We start from the raw sequence: 20153 nt of genomic DNA, 5'->3' as shown, positions 1-20153 counted from the left end.
ATAAACAATGAAACATAAACTTGGTATTTTGCTGGCAGCGACTAAAAATTCAAGCTTTACCATAGGAACCTTACTTATTAACATCATGGATGTTATGGGTGAGAAGGTAGATGTATTTTATATTTTACATGATGGTTTTAGCTTGAATGATCAAAATATCATGCAAAAAATTGTTAAAAATAAAACAATTAAATTTATTCCTTTTACTCAAGAAGATTTTTTAGCTACTCTTGGTAAAAATCAAAACGATATTAATAATTTATTTTTCTTAAAAAGATGGACACATATGGCTTTTGCAAGATTTGAAGCTTTTAAGTTTTTAGATGAATGTGAAAGTATTATTTATCTTGATTTTGATGTTTTACTTTTAAAAAGCATAGATGAACTTAGCAAATTAAAAGCTAGAAAATATCATTTTGGTGCAAGATTGGGTAAAACTTTGCTTCTTGAAAGCTTGCCCACAAAAAAAGAATATCATCAAAAACGCACGTATTTAACGGGAATTTTGGTCTTTACCGATCTTATACCAAATCCTTTAAAATGTTATCAGTTTATATATAAACATTTAAACGAAAATATTCAAAATTTAAATGATCAAGGATTGTTTACACTACTAATACTAAAGCATAAATTTAAAATAAAAGATTTAAAAGATACTTACAATGGAAATATTGACTATAGAACCAATTTATCACAAAAAGCTTCTATAACACATGCAGAAGGTAGTAATAATCGTTTTTGGAATAATGTCTTATGTAACCAAACATGGCCTAAATGGCAAGAATACTATGAAAAATGGTTACAACTTGGAGGAAGTAGATATTTAGATGGAGTAAAAGCTATTAACACTCAAGCAAAAGCAAGAGTAAGATATCATTTATCATACAAACTAGGCTATGCTTTTATAGAATGCACTAAAAATAAGAAAAAATTCCTTTTTTTACCTTTTACTTTGTTAAAGATTTACTATAAACACACAAAACTTGCCAAGCAATATCAAAAAGATTTAAAAACAAAACCTTATCTTAAGCTTCCCCCTTTATCAAGTTATGATGATTATAAAAGCGAGGGTATTAAAAACCAAAATACTTATTCTTACAAAATCGGACAAGCTCTCATTAAGGCTCAAAAAAATTGGCACAAAGGTGGTTATATAAAATTTATAAAAGAACTTAAACATTTTGCTAAAGAATACAAAAACAAACAAAAATAAAACTTTTCCTATCTTATTAATATTTTTACAATATAATCAAACATTTTAAAAACTATAAAAAGGAGTTAAAATGAAATTGTTAAAATTGCTCGCTGCAAGCACAATTTTAGGTGCAAGTTTATTTGCTAATGAAGTTATCACTGTAGGTGCAACACCTGTTCCTCATGCTGAAATTTTAGAACAAACTAAAGATTTGCTAAAAAAAGAAGGTTACACATTAGAAATTAAAGAATTTAACGACTATGTTTTACCAAATCTTAGTACAGATAGTAAAGAACTTGATGCAAATTTCTTCCAACATCAGCCTTATTTAGATGAGTTTAATGCCAATAAAGGCACAAAATTAATTAGCGTTGCAAAAATTCACATCGAACCAATGGCTGTTTATTCTAAAAAATATAAAAATATCCAAGATCTTCCACAAAATGCTACTATAGCTGTGCCAAACGATCCGACAAATGAAAGCAGAGCTTTGGATATTATCGCTAGCACCAAGCTCGTTAGTTTTGAAAATAGCGCATTAAAAACTCCACTTGATATTAAAGATAATCCAAAAAATATCAAATTTAAAGAGTTAAAAGCAGCACAACTTCCAAGAGCTTTAGACGATGTTGATTTTGCAGTAATTAATTCAAACTATGCTTTATCAGCAAATTTAAATCCTGTAAAAGATTCTATTTTAATAGAAAGCAAAGAAAGTCCTTACGCAAATATCTTAGTAACTACTCAAGATAATAAAGACAATCCTAAAATCAAAGCTTTAGTAAAGGCTTTGCAAAGTCAAAAAGTAAAAGATTTTATCAATGAAAAATACCAAGGTGCAGTAGTTCCTGCATTTTAAAACAAACCTTGAGTTTTAAAACTCAAGGTTATTTATTTTTAATAAGCTCTGTGGTAATTTTAGCTATTTCTAATTCTTCTTCTGTTGGAACAATTAAAATTTTAATTTTAGAGTCTTTTTTACTAATCTCACCATTTCTAAGCTGTGCATTTTTATCTAAATCTATATCAAATCCTAAATGCGCTAGTCTTTGACAAACTTTTGCTCTAACAATATCATCATTTTCGCCTATACCAGCAGTAAAAATCAACGCATCAACTCTAGGTAAAATCGCAAAATATGAGCCAATATATTTACTCAAACGATAACAAAACATATCAAGAGCAAGTCTTGCTTTTTCGTTATTTTCTTCAATTTGCGCTTCAATATCTCTAAAGTCATTAAACCCACAAATTCCATAAACACCACTTTTTTTATTCATTATAGTATCTAAATCGGATGGATTTAAATTTAATTTTTTTGCTAAAAATGGTAATACAGCAGGATCAATATCACCACATCTAGTTCCCATAATCAAACCTTCTAGCGGTGTAAAGCCCATAGAAGTATCTACACATTTTCCATTTTCTATAGCACAAACACTCGCACCATTTCCAAGATGAGCGCTAATTGCATTAAATTCATTAATATTTTTACCAAGTATATGTGCAGCTTGCTTGCTTACATAAGAATGTGATGTACCGTGAAAGCCGTATTTTCTAACTTGGTGTTTTTCATAAAACTCATAAGGCAAAGCATACATATAAGCATAATCAGGCATGCTTTGATGAAAAGCTGTGTCAAAAACTGTCACATTAGGAACTTTCGGAGCAGCTTTTATCATAGTTTTAATGCCTATTAAATGCGCAGGGTTATGTAAAGGTGCTATGTGAGCAACTCTATCAATTTCTTTTAAAATTTCATCATCTACTAAACAATGTTTAGTTAAATTTGGACCTCCATGAACTATCCTATGTCCACACCCATCAAGCTCATTTAAATCATGTAAAATTCCACTTTGAGCAAATAGTTCATTTACTAATTCAATACCTTGTTCATGATCTTTAATCGCTAATTCTTTTTGGTATTTTTGACCATTTTTTAGATCTTTTAATTCTATTTTAGAGCTTTGCTCGCCTATTTTTTCCACTAAACCAGATGCTAGGGCTTCATCTTTTTCAAAAAGCTTAAATTTAATTGAAGATGAACCTGAATTTAAAACTAATATTTTCATTTTTCTCCTTATTCTTGTGCTTGAATAGCACTTAAAATCACAGTATTAACAATATCTTCTACCAAACAACCTCTACTTAAATCATTAATTGGTTTTTTAAGACCTTGTAAAATCGGGCCAATAGCTAAAGAATTTGCTGTTCTTTGCACTGCTTTATAGCAAATATTTGCCGCATTTAAATCAGGAAACACATATACATTTGCCTTTCCTGCTACTTTAGAATTTGGCATTTTACTTTTTGCTGTTAGCATATCATACGCTGCATCAAATTGTATAGGACCTTCTAGCTCAAGTTGAGGATATTTTTCTTTAGCTATTTTAGTAGCTTCTTTAATTGCATCCACGCTAACCCCACTTCCGCTATCTCCACTAGAATATGAAAGCAAAGCCACTTTAGGATCAAGTCCAAAAGCCTTAGCACTATTTGCACTTACATAAGCGATTTCAGCAAGTTGTTCAGGGGTTGGATTTGGCATAACAGCACAATCAGCAAAAACCAAAACCTTATCTTCTAAAGACATAAAAAACATACCAGAAACCAAACTCACATCAGGTTTTGTTTTGATAATTTGCAAAGCAGGACGAATAGTTTCAGCAGTAGTTGTACTTGCACCACTTACCATAGCATGCGCTTTTTGAGTATGTACAAGCAAGGTCGCAAAATATGTTTTATCTTGTACTAACTTTTTAGCTTCTTCTTTACTCATACCTTTACTTTTTCTAGCTTCATACAAAAGCTCTTCAAATTCTTCATTATATTGAGAATTTTTAGGATTTATAATACGTACACCATCGATATTAATATTTAAACTATTAGCTTTAGCACAAATTTCATTGCTATCGCCTAGTAAAATCAAATCAACAATCTCATTTTGCATTAAAAACTCACTAGCTTTTAATACTCTTTCATCAAAACTTTCAGGTAAAACCACTATTTTTTTATCTGCTTTTGCTTTTTCAAAAAGCTCATAAGAAAATCTTGCCTGAGTTTTATAGGTATATTCTTGTAATAAATCTTGAGTAAAATCTTCATTTTCTTTTAATAAAACAAAGTCACTAAGCTTTTGGCTTAGTAAGAAATTTAACATAGTATGATTTTCATCTTGACTTTTTGCATATAAAGGAGTGTTTAACTCTTTAGCTAAGGCTATATTTAAACTCAAATCACCCATCAAGCCAAAATCATCTATTCCGACCACTATAACAAAATCATTTTCTTTTTTTAATTTTTCATAATCTTGAATTATTTTTTTAAAAAAATCATTTGAATTTTGAGTAAATTTGCTTTGATAATCATTTTTTTCAAAACTACTAAAAAAATCTAGTTTAGTATTAGTTTTTGAGCATATTAAAGCAATTTTTTCTTTATTTTTTTCACAAAAAACAGGAAAATAAAAAGCTATTTTACCTTGAACTTTTCCTAAAGACTGCGTTAAAAATTTCTCATCAACACAATTTAACAAAAACATGGATTTCATTTTTTCCTCTTTTTTAACAAAATAATTGTTTTTTTGTAATATAATAATTTTAAAATTCATCACAATAATATAAGGTTATAAAGCTATGAAATTTAAAAATGTTAATTTTTACTTGTTACCTTTTGTAATGTTTGGTTGTAGTGCTACAGTCGATCCACATATTAATATGAAGCCCCCAACTTATGTAGAAGAATTAGCTCCAAAGCAAAATCATAACACCCAAAGTAATCCTGGATCGCTGTTTGGTAAAGGAGATAATCCTTTATTTTCTGATAAAAAAGCAATGAATGTAAATGATTTAGTTACTGTAGTCATTAGAGAAAATGCTACACAAAACTCGCAAGGCTCTAAAGCTACAAGTAAAAATAATAATGTTAATTTAGGTGGAGGACAAATAACCACTGGTGCTGGACTTAGCAAAGCTAGAGATTTTATCAATGATTATACAAATATAGGCTATACCACAGCAAGCACTTCACAATACCAAGGCACAGGAAGCCAAACTAGAAGTGAAAATTTCCAAACTACTATTTCTGCTAGAGTGATTAAAGTTTTATCTAATGGAAATTATTTTATAGAAGGAAGTCGTGAGCTTTTAATTAACGGTGAAAAACAAATCATTCAGTTAAGCGGGGTTATAAGGCCTTACGATATTTCTCAAGATAATATGATAGATAGTAAATACATAGCTGATGCAAAAATTCTTTATAAAACAGAAGGTGATATAGATAAATCAACGCGTAAGCCTTGGGGGACAAAATTCATGGAAACCATTTGGCCTTTTTAAGCTAAATGGTTTTACATGAAACTTGGCGCATCATTAGAAAATAAAATCAAATCTCCATTTTGGGTTAATTTTGATAAAGTTTGCACAAGTTGAGATTTTTCTTTTAATACATAAAAATCTAATGTAATATGTTTTTGTAAAATCACACTATTAGCTTCTGAAGTAATAATTACAAAATCAAAACATTCATTGATTATCTTACATAATTTTATATTTTCTTCTTCATTAACTTCAACTATACCAGGAGTTACCAAAACTTTTCTTCCATGATAACTTTTGCAAAGCTCATAGCTTTGACTCATACCTTTAAAATTTCCATTAAAACCATCATCTATGATAAATTTAGGTTCTTTAGAAATCACTTGCAAGCGATGCTCTACTGCTTTTAAATTTGATACACTTTTTATAATATTTTCTATTTTTATTCCTAAATAATGAGTAAGCAAAATACATACACTAATATTACAAGCATTAAAAGCACCTAATAAATTTGTATGAAAATCATAAATATCATCATCTAATCTTATTTTAAAATCTAAACCTTCTAAACTTGCCCTAACATCACTTAAACAATCATCATAAAATTCGTTTTCATATAAGGTGCTTGAGTGTAAAAAGTATTTTTCTAAACGTTTGGATTTTAAAGCTTGCAACTTAGCACTGCGGATGTTATCTTGAGTTTTAAAATACTCCAAATGCGCTAAACCAATCTCACCAACTATGCAAATTTGAGGATTTAAAAACTCTGTAATTTCTAAAATATCATTTTGCTCTCTTGCGCCAGCTTCTACGATATAAATTTCAGTATTATTTTCTAAATTTTCATTGATATCTTTTACTATACCCATAAAAGTATTAACACTTCTTGGAGTTTTATAGCACTTAAACTCATCTTTTAAAAGTTCGTATAAAAAATTTTTTATACTTGTTTTTCCAAAACTTGCAGTAATTAGAATGATTTTTAAATTTGGATTATCACAAATTTTTTTATTTGCTTTTTTTATAAATGTATTTTGGTTTATTTTTTCTACTAAAAAGCTAAATAAAAATGCCGCTACTAAAGCTTCTAAACCTATCCAAAAAAATGGCATAAATACTAAAGTAAAAAGCGACAAAAATAAAAAATAACGCTTAATTCTAGCAGTAAAAACTAGCTTTTTATCTAAATTTTTATATAAATATCCACCATATAACAAAGACAAAGCAAAAACTATAAAATATAAATAAAAATTTCCACTATATAAAGAAAACACAAAAGCAAAATAAGGAATTATTAAAAAATATAAATGCCATAAAGGTTTAGCAAAATGTAAAATTATACGTGAGAATTTATAAGAATACCATTGCAAAGCTAAAATCAGGTAAAATCCAAGTAAAAAATTCAAACTTAAAAAAGCTATCATACTAATCATTTTTTAAAAATTCCTCATGTATTTTTTCATTTATAAAATCAGCATGTTTTAAAAAGAAAAAATGATCCCCATCTAATGCAAAAAATTTTCCTTTTTGTGCCAAAGAGTGGATAATCGCTCCACTTTTTAAAGGCGTAGCCTTATCTTCATTACCCCAAAAAATCAAAATAGGGTTTTTAAGCTTTTGAAACTCATTTTCTAAATTTTCATTAACAACCTTCTTAAAGGTTTCATACATCACTTCGCTCATACCTTGAGCGTCTTTGCTAATAAAAAATTTCCTCCAAAAATCCCCATAAGGAAGATTTTTTAAAATTTTAAACAAGGCTATTTTAAACCTCACTTTAAAGCTTTTTGGCAAAACCACACCTGCACTAGAAAGTAAAATCAAACCTTGAAAATTAGCATTTTGACACATAATAGTCGCAACTTTTCCTCCAAAAGAATGCCCCATTAAATAATCTGCCTTTTGCTCAATTGTAGTTAAAAAGTCTTCTACAACCTTGGCATAAGCATAAGAATCCATAGGTGCATCTATGCTTGAATTTCCAAAACCAGGTAAATCTAAATAAATTTGTTTAAAATCATTCAAAGGCTTTTCAAAAGCTTGTTTCATAAGCTCTTTATTAGCACCCCAACCGTGTAAAATAAGAATTGTTTTTTCACATTTTGGATTGATGATTTCATAGCTTAAATTATAAAAATACCCATTAGAATATACTCTAGTTTTTGCCATTTCTAGCCTTTTTTATCTTTATAAATTTTTTCTAAAAGCATTACAGCTTCATTTAAACGCTCATATTCTTCAAAACTTAAAAGCACGGCTTCAAATTTATTATTTTTTACTATCACCACCCTGCTATTTTCACTTTTTTTTGTTTTTTCAAGCATAGTGCTGAAATTTCTTACTACTTCAGTTGCAGTATAAATTTCATCTTTGCTAAAAGTAGCCATGATTATAATTTACCTTTTTGTCCATTAATGCTGTGAATAAAAGCATAATCGATCTTGATTTGCTTTTCTAACTCTATATTTTTTGCTAAATTATTAATTATATTAGTAAAATCTTCAAATAAATAATTTGCCAATGATCCTGGATTTGGATTAATCTCATTTAAATAAACCTCATCATCTATCACAAAAAAATCACAGCGAATCAAAGCTCCTTTAAATAAAGGATTGTAAATTCTCGTAAAATTATCCCTGAGTTTTTGTTTTAATTCTTCGCTAATATTTGCTTCACTCACTTTAGAACTTTCTGAAAAGCCTAAATATTTTTGTTCAAAATCTAAAATTTCATTTTTTCTAGGTTCTTCAATGATAGAAAATTCCATTTTTTCACCTATCATACAACCTGCTAAGTTATATTCTTTAATATTGCTTATAAATTGTTCTACTACAACATCCTCATCAAATTCAAAAGCAACATCTTTAGCATATTTAAGCTCGCTTTCATCTTTAACTATACTTATACCTATGCTACTACCTAATCTTGCAGGCTTTAAAATACAAGGAAAATCTAAAGAAACATTTTGCTCTTTATGCAAATTTAAAACCCTATAATCAAGTGTTTTCACCCCTACGCTTTGTGCATAAAGTTTAGTTAAAACTTTATTAAAAGATAAAACACTAGCTTCTATGCGCGGTCCTATGTATTTTATACCATAAAAATCAAGCAAAGCAGCTATTTTGCCATCTTCACCATCTTTTCCATGTACAATATTTATCGCTATATCAATGTCAAGTTTTTTCTCACCTAACATAGTTTTTATAAAAAAACCACCCTGCTTTAATACTAAGGCTTTTTCTTTTTTATAAGCGCCACTACTAAAAGTTTTTGCATTCATTTTTTCTTCATCTATAAGAAAAAATTCCTTATTTTTATCACAAAATATAAATTTTTTTTGCACTTTGAGTACTTTTTTTAACACCACAGCACTCACAATGCTAATTTCATGCTCATAAGAATTTGCACCAAAAATTACACCATATATCATTATATTTTTCCTTTTATTATGCTAATTTTTTCAAAGCCTCTTTAATAAGCTCACTAGTATTTTTACTCTCACAAGTTCTTAAAACCTTTAAAATATTTTCTTGTTTAAAACCAAGTGAAAGTAAGGCTGCTAAAGCTTGTGCTTGATCTTGATTGGAATTTTCTATATTGATTTTTGCATCACTTAACTCAGCTATAATTCTTTTTGCACTCTTTGGACCAATACCAGGAACCTTTTTAAAAACACTCTCATCGCCATTTTGCAAAGCTGCATAAAAAGTATTAGTATCTAAGCTTGAGCAAAGTGCCATAGCAGTAGTTGCTCCTATACCACTAATTTTAATTAATAATTCAAACATTCTTTGCTCGTTAATGTCTAAAAATCCATATAATTTGTGAGAGTCTTCTTTAATAATTTGAGTGATTAAAAACTCAACCTTTTGACCTTTTTCAAAATTACTTGAACAAAAAAGCGACACATAAACACCATAACTTACCCCACTTAAAGTTTTCAAAATTACAAAAGTAGGATCTTTTTTACTCACTATTCCTTCAATCGCCACTATCATTTAGCTTCTTCCTTATAATTACCAATAGAGCGAATTTCATAAACACTTACTCCATCTTCAGCATCTATTTTTTCAAGCTCAAAACACTCAATCACCTCATCATTACGCGGATGATAGCTTAACTCTTTTCTAGGATTTAATAAAACAAATTTAACCTCGTTTAAGTCCATCCATTTTCCACTTTTATTAATAATTTTTGATTTTAAAAGTTCATCTTGAATTTTTTTAAGCTTTTCTATATTTGTTTTTTCTTCCTCTTTTAGAGTTTCTATCTTATTAGCTAAAATATTTAATTTTTCAATCTTTTGATTAAAATCTTTAATAGTAATCTTATAAGCTTGTGGTATAGCTCTTTTTGCATTCATTAATTCTTTTGCCTTTTGCTGTAAAATTCTCACAGAATCTTTACTCACATGGATAGTATGCTTAGTCTCTTCAATTTCTTTGGCTAAATTTTCTTGCTCTTTTTTTAACTCTTCAATATGCAAGAGTATTTCCTCTCCACTTTTTTCTCTATCAAAAGCTTTGAGATCTTGAATTACAAGTTTATTACCACTTCCTTGAATTTTTTCAACGCGGATTAAACTTTTAGCACTGCATAAACAATTACCACCAAGCTCTTGTATGTAAATTTCATCCGCGATAATCTCCCCACCCACAGCCTTTTTAATATTTACTTTTTTAGCCTTAATAGAGCCATTTTCTAAAGTTTCAGCAAAAACTTCCTCAGCTTCACAATACCCTCTTAAGATATTAACCTCAACCTTTTGCCCTATAATAGTACTTTTATGGTGCATATTGCCTTTAAGAATTACTTTTTTACCTCTTAAAACAGAATCTTGAGCCATATTGCCCACAACCTCTAACTCTTGTGCTTCAACGGTAATTCTAGGGCCTATTGCATCCTCTAAACTATTTGTATTTTTAATCACGATAATAACTTGCTTATCAAAACCCGCCCAAATAGAACCCGTGCTTTTAAAATCAACCTTGTTAAATTCTAAATAATTTTCTATCTCATAAATAGATTTTTTTTGGATAATAAATCCATCTTTTTTGGCAATATATTTTATACTTTCATCATCTTCTTTAACTTCAAAATTATCCGAACAAATAACTTTTTCTTTGTTTGTTTTTGGCGGGAGGGCTTTTAAAATTTTAAATCTTAAATCTTTACCATCACTACCCTCTTTTGGTTTAATCCTCTCAATAGCCACCTCATCTTTTCCTATAGGTGCTACATAGTTTCTATTCATCACATCATTGTGTTTTTTTAAATTTTCTAGATAATGATATTGAATTTCTTCATTTGTAGGCTCTTGTGGATTAACTCCCTTACATACTTCAAATTCAACTTCAAAATCAAATTTTTGCTTTTCTTTAACTTTAGTATTAAAATCAATAATTTGCTTTTTAAAATCAAAAATTCTAAATCCAAGCAAATATTTTTCTTTTATCATCGCTTTATAAATAGCTTCCAAAAGCTCTAGTGCTAATTTATCATGAAAAGCAATAGCTTCACTAGCTCTAACACTAGCTTTTAATAAAGTGCAAAGTTCATTAACATGCAAACTAATCTCAAAAGCTGGAGAGCGTGTAAATTTTTTAAAATAAATTTCTATTTTATATTCTTGTTCTATATTTAAATCATGAATTAAAAATTTTTCATCTTCTTCAAAAATTTTTAATTCTTTTTCATTAACTTTTATCCATTCTTGATTATCATAAGTATAAGAAGTGCTAAAACTTAACAATCTAAAATCAAGTTCATCGACTTCACATTTATTTTCAGAAGCAAATATCAAAAGCTCTTTATAAGGGTCTTTAGTATATAAAATTTTCTTTTCTTCCATAGCTTAAGCTTCCTTATTGTATATAAAATTTTGATTTTAGCAAAAATAAAATCAAAATTTAGTTAAAATTATTGCTATTAAAAAATTTTATAATACTCAAACTAATGTTTAAAGAATGAAAATTAATGAAAAAAAATATTGTTTTTAAAAATTTCATCATCAATGCCTTAGGAATTTTATTTTCTAGAATTATGGGTGTTTTAAGAGATATTGTTTTAGCCTTGTACTTAGGGGCTGGAATTTATAGTGATATTTTCTTTGTAGCTTTAAAAATGCCTGCTTTTTTTAGAAGAATTTTCGCTGAAGGAGCCTTTGGACAAGCCTTTTTACCAAGTTTTTTAAAAGCAAGTAAAAAAGGTGCTTTTTGCATAAATGTCTTATTGCAATTTAGCATTATCGTTTTTTTAACTTGTGTTTTAGTGAGTTTTTTTGCTGAATTTTTTACAAAGATTTTTGCCTTTGGTTTTAATAAAGAAACAATTATCCTAGCTGCACCTTTAGTTTCTATTAATTTTTGGTATTTATTTTTTATTTTTTTAGTAACTTTTTTAGGCTCTTTGTTAAATTATAAACAAAATTTTTTCATCACTTCTTTTTCTGCTTCATTTTTTAATCTTTTTGTCGTGATTGCCGGATTTTTTGTCACTCAAGATAAACCTTTAGAAGCTTTGTATTATTTTTCGTATGCGACTGTTTTAAGTGGTCTAGCTCAACTTATATGGCATATTTTTGCTTTAAAAAACACTAGAATTTTAAAAAGTATGTATTTAAGCATAAAACTTAAAAAAACAAAGACTAGTTTAGATAAATTCCACTCTACTTTTACCCATGGACTTTTAGGCTCTTCAGCAAATCAAATTAGTTCTTTATTAGATACCACTATAGCTAGTTTTTTAATGGCTGGAAGCATTTCGTATTTGTATTATTCTAATAGGGTTTTTCAGCTTCCTTTAGCTCTTTTTGCAATCGCACTAAGTCAAGTAAGTTTTCCAAAAATACTAAGACATTTAAAAGCAAATGAAGAACAAAAAGCCTTAGCTTTTATGCAAAAAGCTTTTGAGTATTTAAGTGTGCTTTTGATTTTAGCTAGTATAGTTGGGATTATCTTAGCTAAAGAAATTGTGGAGTTTTTATTTCAAAGAGGAAATTTTAATCAAGAAGATACAAAAATCACTGCATTTTTATTACAAGCTTATCTTTTAGGACTTTTACCTTTTGGTTTGCAAAAACTTTTCTCTTTGTGGCTTTATGCTAAATTTAAACAAAAAATAGCCGCTATAATAGCCTTTAAAACACTTTTTATATCAGCATTTTTTAGCATAGTGATTATTTTACTCATCAAAGAAGAAGCCTATAAGAGCTTGGGTATTGCACTGGCTTCATCTATTAGTGCTTTTTATTTATTGTATGCTAATATTAAAGAATTTGGTTTTAAAAATCTTTGGGGTATTTTTAGGGTTAAATTTTGGCTTATTAGCATAGTATTTTTAAGTTTATTTGCTTTAGGCTTATTTGAAATTAAAGATATTTTAATACAATTTTTAATTGGAATTTATCATTTTTTTAAAGGTTTATTTTAATGGTTTTTTTTGATAGTGTTTTAAAGAAAAAATGCGAATTTATCCCACATGAGGCAAAAAAAGCAAATATTTATTTATGCGGGCCTACTGTATATGATGATGCACATTTAGGACATGCAAGAAGTAGTGTATGTTTTGATTTTTTAAGAAGAGTTTTACTAGCAAATGATTATGAAGTAGTTTTTGCTAAAAATTACACTGATATTGATGATAAAATCTTAAAAAAAATGCAAGAAAGTGGCAAAAGTTTAGAAGAAATTACAAATTTTTATATTAAAAGATACGAAGAAGATATGCAAGCACTTAATATCTTAGAACCTAATTTTAAACCAAAGGCTACAGCTTATATTGAGCAAATGATTATATATATAGAAAAACTTTTAGAATTAAACCTAGCTTATAAACTTGAAGATGGAATTTATTTTGATACTAGCAAAGATGATAAATACTTTTATATCTCTAAAAGAAATTTAGAAGATAATCAATCACGCTTAGAAGAAAGCGTTACTAAAAAAAATGATAGCGATTTTGTTTTATGGAAATTTGATGAAAAATTTTATCCTGCAAATTTTGGCAAAGGAAGACCAGGTTGGCACACAGAATGCGTTGTGATGATAGAAAGTATTTTTAAAGATAAACTTGATATTCATGCAGGGGGTATAGATTTGCTTTTTCCTCATCATGAAAACGAAGCTTGCCAGTGTCGTTGTAAAAATAATCATGAGTTGGCTAATTTTTGGTTGCATAATGGCTTTGTACAAATTAATGGTGAAAAAATGAGCAAAAGCTTGGGAAATAGCTTTTTTCTAAAAGATTCTTTAAAACTTTTTAGTGGAGAGGTTTTGAGATTTTATCTTTTAAGCGTACATTATAGAGCACATTTTAACTATGCTTTGGAAGACTTACAAGCTGCTAAAAAAAGGCTTGATAAATTTTACCGCTTAAAAAAACGCTTAAACATAAATGCTTTTATAGATGAAAAAACTACCATAGAAAGTGAAGTAGCTAAAAATATCTTAGAAGTTTTAAATGATGATTTAAATGCCTCTAAAGCCTTAGCTTTACTTGATGAGTTTATCAATGAAAGTAATATTTACTTAGATCAAAACCCAAAAGATAAAACTTATAAAATACAATTAGAAAAAACCTTAAAAGAACTTGCTTTTATTTTTGGTATAGGCTTTATAGATACCATAAAATATTTTCAATTTGGCATTAGTGAAAAAAAATGTCAAGAAATAGAAGAAAAAATCGCTCTACGCAACAAGGCAAAGCAAGAAAAAAACTATGCCTTAGCAGATCAAATTCGTGATGATTTAGCTAAAGAGAATATTCTTTTAATGGATACACCAAATGGTGTGGTATGGGAGAAAAATGGATAAAAATTACAAAGAAATGAAGCTTAAAGAGGTATTTACTCGCTTTAAGCCTTATTATAAAGATTATTGGTTTTATTTTGTTTTAGCTATTATAGGTATGCTTTTAACTAGTGGTGGAACAGCAGCTAGTGCATACATCATAGAGCCTATTTTAAATAAAATTTTTATAGAAAAAAATGTTGATTTGCTTTACTATATGCCTTTACTTGTTGTTTTAATTTATGCTTTAAAAAATCTTGGCGCTTATATGCAAGTTTATTATATATCTTATGTTGGGACAGATATTTTAAGAAGATTAAGAGAATTAGTTCTTGGTAATCTTTTGCGCTTAGATATGAGCTTTTTTCATAAATACAGAAGTGGAGAATTAATCAGCAGGTGCACTTCTGATATTGGAGCTTTACAAAATATAGTTTCTACTATCATACCTGAAATTTTAAGAGAAAGTTTAACTGCCATTGGACTTTTAAGTGTTGTAATTTATCAAAGTCCAAAACTTGCTTTTTTTGCTTTAGTTATTTTACCTTTAGCAATTTACCCTCTTGCTATTTTTGCTAAGAAAATCAAAAAAATAGGACGCAATACCCAAGAAAAAAATTCTGATCTTACTTCAAGATTGAGTGAAATTTTTTCTAATATAGAACTTATCAAAGCTTCTAATGCAAGTAAAAATGAAATGCAAAAATTCAGCCAAACTAATAGCGAAGTTTGCAAGCTTTCTTTAAAAGGCATTAGAATTGAAGCTTTAAGTAGCCCTTTAATGGAATCTATGGGTTCAATTGGTTTTGCAATAGTAATTATAGTGGGTGGTAAAGAAGTAATCGATGGAAGTTTAAGCATAGGTTCTTTTTTTAGCTTTACTACAGCTTTATTTATGGCTTATACTCCTATTAAAAGACTTTCTTCACTTTACACAAGATTACAAAATGCAGTAGCAGCAAGTGAAAGAACTTTTTATCTAACTGATTTAGAACCACAAATTAAAGGTGGCGATGAAAAACTTACAGAAAATATCCAAAATATCCATTTTAAAAATGTCTCTTTAAGCTATCAAAAAGATAAAATGGTATTAAAAGGTGCAAATTTTTCTTTTAACAAAGGAGAAATTCTAGCCTTAGTTGGATCAAGTGGCGGAGGAAAATCTTCTATTATTAATCTTTTAATGTATTTTTTTGAAAAAGATAGTGGTGCAATTTTAATCAATCAAAAAGATATTAGTTCTTTTGATATTGTTAGCTTAAGAGAGAATATCTCTTTGGTAACTCAAAATATTTATATATTTAATGACACTATAGCTCAAAATATAGCTTATGCTAAAGAATACGATGAAGCACGTGTAATAGAGGTTTTAAAACAAGCTAATGCTTATGATTTTGTTCAAGAGCTTGGCGGTATTCATACTGAATTAAAAGAACATGGAAAAAATCTCTCAGGTGGACAAAAACAACGCATTGCTATAGCAAGGGCTTTATATAAAAATCCTCAAATTTTAATTTTTGATGAAGCAACCTCAGCACTTGATAATGAAAGTGAAAAAGCCATAGTAAAAACTATAGAGAGCTTAAAAAAGGATCGTTTGATACTCATCATCGCTCATAGACTTAGCACTATAGAAAATGCTGATAAAATTGCTGTACTTGATAAAGGAAAAATAGCTTCTATAGGAAATGATGCTTATTTAATGCAACATTGTGAAATTTATCAAAAATTAAAACAAAAAGTACAAAAAACTGACAAAGATAAAGAAAATGAAAACTAAGAATTATCATTTTTTTAGTACAATATGCTATTTTATAAAATAAGGAAAAATATGACCTATGAAAGCTTAAAACCTTTAATATATAAATTAGATCCAGAAAATGCTCATGCTTTGGCTGAATTTAGCATGCGAACACTAGATTGTATATTTCCCGGGGGGCTTAGTTTTTTTGCAAAAGATTGCGTAGTAAATGATGAATTTTTAAATCAAGAAATTTTTAATCTAAATTTTTATAACCCTGTGGGCTTAGCAGGTGGCTTTGATAAAAATGCCACAATGATAAGACCACTAAGTGCTTTAGGTTTTGGCTTTTTAGAATATGGAACTTTCACCCCAAAACCTCAAAATGGTAATGAAAAACCTAGACTTTTTAGACTTGTTGAGCAAGAAAGTATTCAAAATGCTATGGGTTTTAATAATAAAGGTAAAGATGCTATCGCAAAAGAAGTAAAAAAAGTCTATCCATTTAGCATACCTTTAGTAGCAAATATAGGCAAAAACAAAATCACACCAAATGAAGAAGCTATTAATGATTATATTATTTTATTAAAAGAGTTTAAAGATTTGTGTGATTTATTTGTGATTAATATATCCTCTCCAAATACCAAAAATTTAAGAGATTTACAAAGTGAAGAATTTGTAAGTACTTTATTTAACCAAGCAAAAGAAATCACAAATAAACCTGTGATTTTAAAAATTGCTCCAGATATGAATATAGACAGTGCAATTTCACTTTGCAAAAGTGCTATTAGTGCAAAAGCTGATGGTATTATCATGGCAAATACTAGTATAGATTATTCTTTGATTGATAATACAAGAACTTTTGGTGGAATTAGCGGTAAATTAATCACTAAAAAAAGTGCGACATTTTTTAAAGAAGTGGCTAAAGAAATTTATCAAGATACTATTTTAATAGCAAGTGGAGGCATAGATAGTGCTGAACTTGCTTATGAGCGCATTAAAAACGGGGCTAGTTTGGTTCAAATTTATACAGCTATGATTTTTAAAGGGCCAAGCATTGTTAAAAATATCAATCAAGGTTTAATTGAGCTTTTAAAACAAGATGGTTTTAATCATATTAGTCAAGCTATAGGAGTTAATTTTAAATGATTAATTATAAAAAAATCACCCTTGAAAATGAACTTGAAATTTATACTTTACCTGTAAATAAAAAAAGCGGGGTTATAAGTGTAGATATTTTTTATAAAGTTGGCTCAAGAAATGAAAAAATGGGAAAAAGTGGCATAGCCCATATGCTTGAACATTTAAATTTTAAAAGTACAAAAAATTTAAAAGCAGGTGAATTTGATGAAATAGTCAAAGGTTTTGGTGGGGTGGATAATGCAAGCACGAGCTTTGACTATACGCATTATTTTATAAAATGCTCTAGTGAAAATTTAGATAAGTCTTTATGGCTTTTTGCTGAATTAATGCGTAATTTAAATTTAAAAGATGATGAGTTTCAGCCTGAAAGAAATGTAGTTTTAGAAGAAAGGCGTTGGAGAACCGATAACAATCCTTTGGGATATTTGTATTTTAGATTATACAACCATGCCTTTTTACACCATCCATATCACTGGACCCCGATAGGCTTTTTTAAAGATATACAAAATTGGAAAATAGAAGATATACAAGATTTTCATCAAACTTTTTATCAACCCAAAAATGCTATTTTGCTTGTGAGTGGTGATATTGATGAAGATGAAGTATTTACTTTAGCTAAAAAACATTTTCAAGATATAAAAAATACCAAAGAAATCCCTATAGTTCATGAAAAAGAACCTGAGCAAGATGGTGCTAAACGTGTGATCTTACATAAAGAAAGTGACACACAATTACTAGCGCTTGCATATAAAATTCCTGCATTTAATCACGAAGATATGCCAAAACTTTGCGCATTGAGTGAGCTTTTAGGAAATGGAAAAAGTTCTTTAATAAGTGAAATTTTAATTGATAAATTAGAATTAATCAATGAATTTTATGCTTATGCAAGTGAAAATATAGATGAGAATTTATTTATATTTATTTGTGTTTGCAATGAAGGCATAAAAGCAGAAGATGTTGAAAAAGAGCTTTTAAAAATTCTTGAAGATGTAAAAAATGCTAAATTTGATGATACTATCATGGAAAAAATCAAAAATACTGTAAAAAGTGATTTTATCTTTTCACTAAGCAATGCAAGTAGCGTTGCAAATATTTATGGATCTTATCTTGCAAAAGGTAATTTAAAACCTTTGCTTGATTATGAAAAAAATATAGAAAATTTAAGTAAAGATGATTTAATTCATTGTGCTAAAAAATACTTCAATGAAAACAAATCTACCACAATAATCTTAAAAAAGGGGTGAAAATGGACAATAAAATCATCATAGGAGCAATGACAGCTTTAATAACTCCATTTAAAAATGGAAAATTAGATGAACAAACTTACCACAAACTCATCAAAAGACAAATAGCCAATGGAATTGATGTAGTGGTACCTGTTGGAACAACCGGAGAAAGTGCCACCTTAACCCATGAAGAACATAGAATCTGTATAGAAATAGCATTAGATGCATGCAAGGGAAGTTCTTGTAAAGTTTTAGCAGGAGCAGGAAGTAATGCTACTCATGAAGCTGTAAGTTTAGCTAAATTTGCACAAGAGCATGGAGCTGATGGCATTTTAAGTGTTACTCCATACTATAACAAACCCACACAAGAAGGTTTGTATTTACATTATAAAGAAATAGCAAAAAGCATAGATATACCTGTGCTTTTATATAATGTCCCAGGAAGAACAGGTTGTGAGCTTCAAACAGAAACCATTATAAGATTGTTTAGAGATTGTGAAAATATTTATGGGGTAAAAGAAGCTAGTGGAAGTATTGATAAATGTGTTGATTTACTAGCACATGAACCTAGAATGATACTTTTAAGCGGAGAAGATGCGATTAATTATCCTATACTTTCAAATGGCGGTAAAGGTGTGATTTCAGTTACTTCAAATTTACTTCCTGATATGATTTCAAAATTAACTCATCTAGCTTTAGAAGAAAAATATATTGAAGCTAAAAAAATCAATGATGAGTTGTATAATATCAATAAAATTTTATTTTGCGAAAGCAATCCTATACCTATTAAAGCGGCAATGTATATAGCAGGTTTAACCCCTACTTTAGAGTATCGTTTGCCACTTTGTAAACCTAGTGATTGCAATTTAGCAAAAATAGAAGCGATTATGAAAAACTATAATATCAAAGGATTTTAATGGATACTTTTTTTCAAAATAAAACTTTAGTAATTAGTGGTGGAACAAGAGGGATTGGTAAGGCTATTGTATATGAGTTTGCAAAAGCAGGAGCTAATGTAGCTTTTACTTATAATTCTAATGCAGATTTAGCTCAAGAAATTGTAAAAGATTTAGAAAATAATTATAAAATCAAAGCAAAGGCTTATGAGTTTAACATACTTGAACCAGAAACTTATAAAGAGTTATTTGAAAAAATCGATCAAGATTTTGACAGAATAGATTTTTTCATCTCTAATGCTATTATCTCAGGTCGTGCCGTTGTAGGTGGATATACCAAATTTATGAAATTAAAACCTCGTGGAATAAATAATATTTTCACAGCAACTGTAAATGCTTTTGTTGTTGGAGCACAAGAAGCAGCAAAAAGAATGGAAAAAGTTGGCGGGGGTAGTATATTATCTATTTCTTCAACAGGAAATTTGGTACATATTGAAAACTATGCAGGACACGGTACAGCTAAAGCAGCGGTAGAAGCTATGGCAAGATATGCTGCAACTGAACTTGGTTCTAAAAACATCCGTGTCAATGTAGTAAGTGGTGGACCAATTGACACTGACGCACTTAAAGCATTTACAAATTATGAAGAAGTTAAAAATGCAACTATTAATCTTAGCCCATTAAACCGTATTGGACAGCCTCAAGATTTAGCAGGAGCATGTTTATTTTTATGTTCTGATAAAGCAAATTGGATCACAGGACACACCTTAATCGTAGATGGTGGTACAACTTTTAAATGATTCATTACCCCATTTTGGGGTATTTTCTTTAAACACAAGGATTAATA

18 protein-coding genes are annotated in these 20153 nt (G+C 28.7%); 10 read left to right on the top strand and 8 right to left on the bottom strand.

What is annotated here, in order from left to right; translation table 11 throughout:
* The first annotated feature begins 7 nt into the window (after window positions 1–7).
* The gene (locus CD56_RS03515; RefSeq protein WP_047208200.1) at window positions 8–1213 is read left to right on the top strand and encodes a glycosyltransferase; all 1206 of its coding nucleotides are present in this window, start codon (window positions 8–10) and stop codon (window positions 1211–1213) included.
* Between the two features lie 70 nt (window positions 1214–1283).
* Entirely contained in the window at window positions 1284–2054 is a 771-nt protein-coding gene (locus CD56_RS03510) for a MetQ/NlpA family ABC transporter substrate-binding protein (RefSeq protein ID WP_047208199.1), read from the top strand.
* Between the two features lie 28 nt (window positions 2055–2082).
* Here CD56_RS03510 and CD56_RS03505 read toward each other — a convergent pair whose 3' ends face one another.
* Complete coding sequence (locus CD56_RS03505) at window positions 2083–3267, bottom strand: acetate kinase (protein WP_047208198.1); 1185 nt, start codon at window positions 3265–3267, stop codon at window positions 2083–2085.
* A gap of 8 nt (window positions 3268–3275) precedes the next feature.
* Window positions 3276–4745 carry a phosphate acetyltransferase gene (gene pta / locus CD56_RS03500; RefSeq protein ID WP_052768366.1) on the bottom strand — a complete coding sequence of 490 codons (1470 nt, stop codon included), beginning with the start codon at window positions 4743–4745 and terminating at the stop codon, window positions 3276–3278.
* Window positions 4746–4830: 85 nt separating this feature from the next.
* On the opposite strand from pta, the gene flgH reads away from it, so the two are divergent.
* Complete coding sequence (flgH, locus tag CD56_RS03495; protein ID WP_039618049.1) at window positions 4831–5532, top strand: flagellar basal body L-ring protein FlgH; 702 nt, start codon at window positions 4831–4833, stop codon at window positions 5530–5532.
* 11 nt (window positions 5533–5543) lie between these two features.
* On the opposite strand, the gene CD56_RS03490 is transcribed toward flgH, so the two are convergent.
* Genes CD56_RS03490 through CD56_RS03465 form a run of 6 tightly spaced genes read right to left on the bottom strand, consistent with a single transcriptional unit; the run spans window position 5544 to window position 11362 of the window.
* The gene (locus tag CD56_RS03490; RefSeq protein ID WP_047208197.1) at window positions 5544–6944 is read right to left on the bottom strand and encodes a Mur ligase family protein; all 1401 of its coding nucleotides are present in this window, start codon (window positions 6942–6944) and stop codon (window positions 5544–5546) included.
* Window positions 6937–7680: an alpha/beta fold hydrolase gene (locus tag CD56_RS03485; protein WP_047208196.1), complete on the bottom strand. Its 744-nt coding sequence runs from the start codon at window positions 7678–7680 to the stop codon at window positions 6937–6939. The genes CD56_RS03490 and CD56_RS03485 overlap by 8 nt, the downstream gene beginning before the upstream one ends.
* Before the next feature lie 2 nt (window positions 7681–7682).
* Window positions 7683–7898: a type II toxin-antitoxin system Phd/YefM family antitoxin gene (locus CD56_RS03480; protein ID WP_039618043.1), complete on the bottom strand. Its 216-nt coding sequence runs from the start codon at window positions 7896–7898 to the stop codon at window positions 7683–7685.
* Window positions 7899–7900: 2 nt separating this feature from the next.
* On the bottom strand, window positions 7901–8941 hold the full coding sequence (locus tag CD56_RS03475; RefSeq protein WP_047208195.1) for a D-alanine--D-alanine ligase: 1041 nt from the start codon (window positions 8939–8941) through the stop codon (window positions 7901–7903).
* Between the two features lie 16 nt (window positions 8942–8957).
* A complete protein-coding gene (ruvA, locus tag CD56_RS03470) occupies window positions 8958–9509 on the bottom strand; it encodes a Holliday junction branch migration protein RuvA (RefSeq protein WP_047208194.1) in 552 nt (183 codons plus the stop codon).
* On the bottom strand, window positions 9506–11362 hold the full coding sequence (locus CD56_RS03465; RefSeq protein ID WP_039618037.1) for a flagellar assembly protein A: 1857 nt from the start codon (window positions 11360–11362) through the stop codon (window positions 9506–9508). Before CD56_RS03465 ends, ruvA begins: the two co-directional genes overlap by 4 nt.
* Before the next feature lie 125 nt (window positions 11363–11487).
* Here CD56_RS03465 and murJ point away from each other — a divergent pair, with 125 nt between their 5' ends.
* The 7 genes from murJ to CD56_RS03430 are packed head-to-tail and all read left to right on the top strand — an operon-like array spanning window position 11488 to window position 20106.
* Complete coding sequence (gene murJ / locus CD56_RS03460; protein ID WP_052768365.1) at window positions 11488–12942, top strand: murein biosynthesis integral membrane protein MurJ; 1455 nt, start codon at window positions 11488–11490, stop codon at window positions 12940–12942.
* Window positions 12942–14324, top strand: a complete 1383-nt coding sequence (gene cysS / locus CD56_RS03455) for a cysteine--tRNA ligase (protein ID WP_047208193.1) — start codon at window positions 12942–12944, stop codon at window positions 14322–14324. Before murJ ends, cysS begins: the two co-directional genes overlap by 1 nt.
* Window positions 14317–16080: an ABC transporter ATP-binding protein gene (locus CD56_RS03450; protein WP_047208192.1), complete on the top strand. Its 1764-nt coding sequence runs from the start codon at window positions 14317–14319 to the stop codon at window positions 16078–16080. The genes cysS and CD56_RS03450 overlap by 8 nt, the downstream gene beginning before the upstream one ends.
* Window positions 16081–16131: 51 nt before the next feature.
* The gene (locus CD56_RS03445) at window positions 16132–17190 is read left to right on the top strand and encodes a quinone-dependent dihydroorotate dehydrogenase (RefSeq protein ID WP_047208191.1); all 1059 of its coding nucleotides are present in this window, start codon (window positions 16132–16134) and stop codon (window positions 17188–17190) included.
* Window positions 17187–18428 (top strand): M16 family metallopeptidase, encoded by a 1242-nt coding sequence (locus tag CD56_RS03440; protein ID WP_047208190.1) that lies wholly within the window; start codon window positions 17187–17189, stop codon window positions 18426–18428. Before CD56_RS03445 ends, CD56_RS03440 begins: the two co-directional genes overlap by 4 nt.
* A gap of 2 nt (window positions 18429–18430) precedes the next feature.
* Window positions 18431–19327: a 4-hydroxy-tetrahydrodipicolinate synthase gene (gene dapA / locus CD56_RS03435; protein WP_039618026.1), complete on the top strand. Its 897-nt coding sequence runs from the start codon at window positions 18431–18433 to the stop codon at window positions 19325–19327.
* Window positions 19327–20106, top strand: a complete 780-nt coding sequence (locus CD56_RS03430) for an enoyl-ACP reductase (protein ID WP_039618024.1) — start codon at window positions 19327–19329, stop codon at window positions 20104–20106. The genes dapA and CD56_RS03430 overlap by 1 nt, the downstream gene beginning before the upstream one ends.
* Window positions 20107–20153 lie beyond the last annotated feature (47 nt).

This window comes from Campylobacter lari (genome assembly GCF_001017575.1).
Classification (GTDB): domain Bacteria; phylum Campylobacterota; class Campylobacteria; order Campylobacterales; family Campylobacteraceae; genus Campylobacter_D; species Campylobacter_D lari_C.
The sequence above is the reverse complement of the archived record's forward strand: the minus strand, read 5'-3'. Positions and strand labels throughout refer to the sequence as shown.

What these genes read in the sequence shown, in the direction of transcription:
- CD56_RS03480 (WP_039618043.1), bottom strand. Translation starts at nt 7,898, where the DNA reads ATGGCTACTTTTAGCAAAGATGAAATTTATACTGCAACTGAAGTAGTA.
- CD56_RS03475 (WP_047208195.1), bottom strand. Translation starts at nt 8,941, where the DNA reads ATGATATATGGTGTAATTTTTGGTGCAAATTCTTATGAGCATGAAATT.
- ruvA (WP_047208194.1), bottom strand. Translation starts at nt 9,509, where the DNA reads ATGATAGTGGCGATTGAAGGAATAGTGAGTAAAAAAGATCCTACTTTT.
- CD56_RS03465 (WP_039618037.1), bottom strand. Translation starts at nt 11,362, where the DNA reads ATGGAAGAAAAGAAAATTTTATATACTAAAGACCCTTATAAAGAGCTT.
- cysS (WP_047208193.1), top strand. Translation starts at nt 12,942, where the DNA reads ATGGTTTTTTTTGATAGTGTTTTAAAGAAAAAATGCGAATTTATCCCA.
- CD56_RS03515 (WP_047208200.1), top strand. Translation starts at nt 8, where the DNA reads ATGAAACATAAACTTGGTATTTTGCTGGCAGCGACTAAAAATTCAAGC.
- flgH (WP_039618049.1), top strand. Translation starts at nt 4,831, where the DNA reads ATGAAATTTAAAAATGTTAATTTTTACTTGTTACCTTTTGTAATGTTT.
- pta (WP_052768366.1), bottom strand. Translation starts at nt 4,745, where the DNA reads ATGAAATCCATGTTTTTGTTAAATTGTGTTGATGAGAAATTTTTAACG.
- CD56_RS03430 (WP_039618024.1), top strand. Translation starts at nt 19,327, where the DNA reads ATGGATACTTTTTTTCAAAATAAAACTTTAGTAATTAGTGGTGGAACA.
- CD56_RS03440 (WP_047208190.1), top strand. Translation starts at nt 17,187, where the DNA reads ATGATTAATTATAAAAAAATCACCCTTGAAAATGAACTTGAAATTTAT.
- CD56_RS03445 (WP_047208191.1), top strand. Translation starts at nt 16,132, where the DNA reads ATGACCTATGAAAGCTTAAAACCTTTAATATATAAATTAGATCCAGAA.
- CD56_RS03510 (WP_047208199.1), top strand. Translation starts at nt 1,284, where the DNA reads ATGAAATTGTTAAAATTGCTCGCTGCAAGCACAATTTTAGGTGCAAGT.
- CD56_RS03505 (WP_047208198.1), bottom strand. Translation starts at nt 3,267, where the DNA reads ATGAAAATATTAGTTTTAAATTCAGGTTCATCTTCAATTAAATTTAAG.
- murJ (WP_052768365.1), top strand. Translation starts at nt 11,488, where the DNA reads ATGAAAAAAAATATTGTTTTTAAAAATTTCATCATCAATGCCTTAGGA.
- CD56_RS03490 (WP_047208197.1), bottom strand. Translation starts at nt 6,944, where the DNA reads ATGATTAGTATGATAGCTTTTTTAAGTTTGAATTTTTTACTTGGATTT.
- dapA (WP_039618026.1), top strand. Translation starts at nt 18,431, where the DNA reads ATGGACAATAAAATCATCATAGGAGCAATGACAGCTTTAATAACTCCA.
- CD56_RS03485 (WP_047208196.1), bottom strand. Translation starts at nt 7,680, where the DNA reads ATGGCAAAAACTAGAGTATATTCTAATGGGTATTTTTATAATTTAAGC.
- CD56_RS03450 (WP_047208192.1), top strand. Translation starts at nt 14,317, where the DNA reads ATGGATAAAAATTACAAAGAAATGAAGCTTAAAGAGGTATTTACTCGC.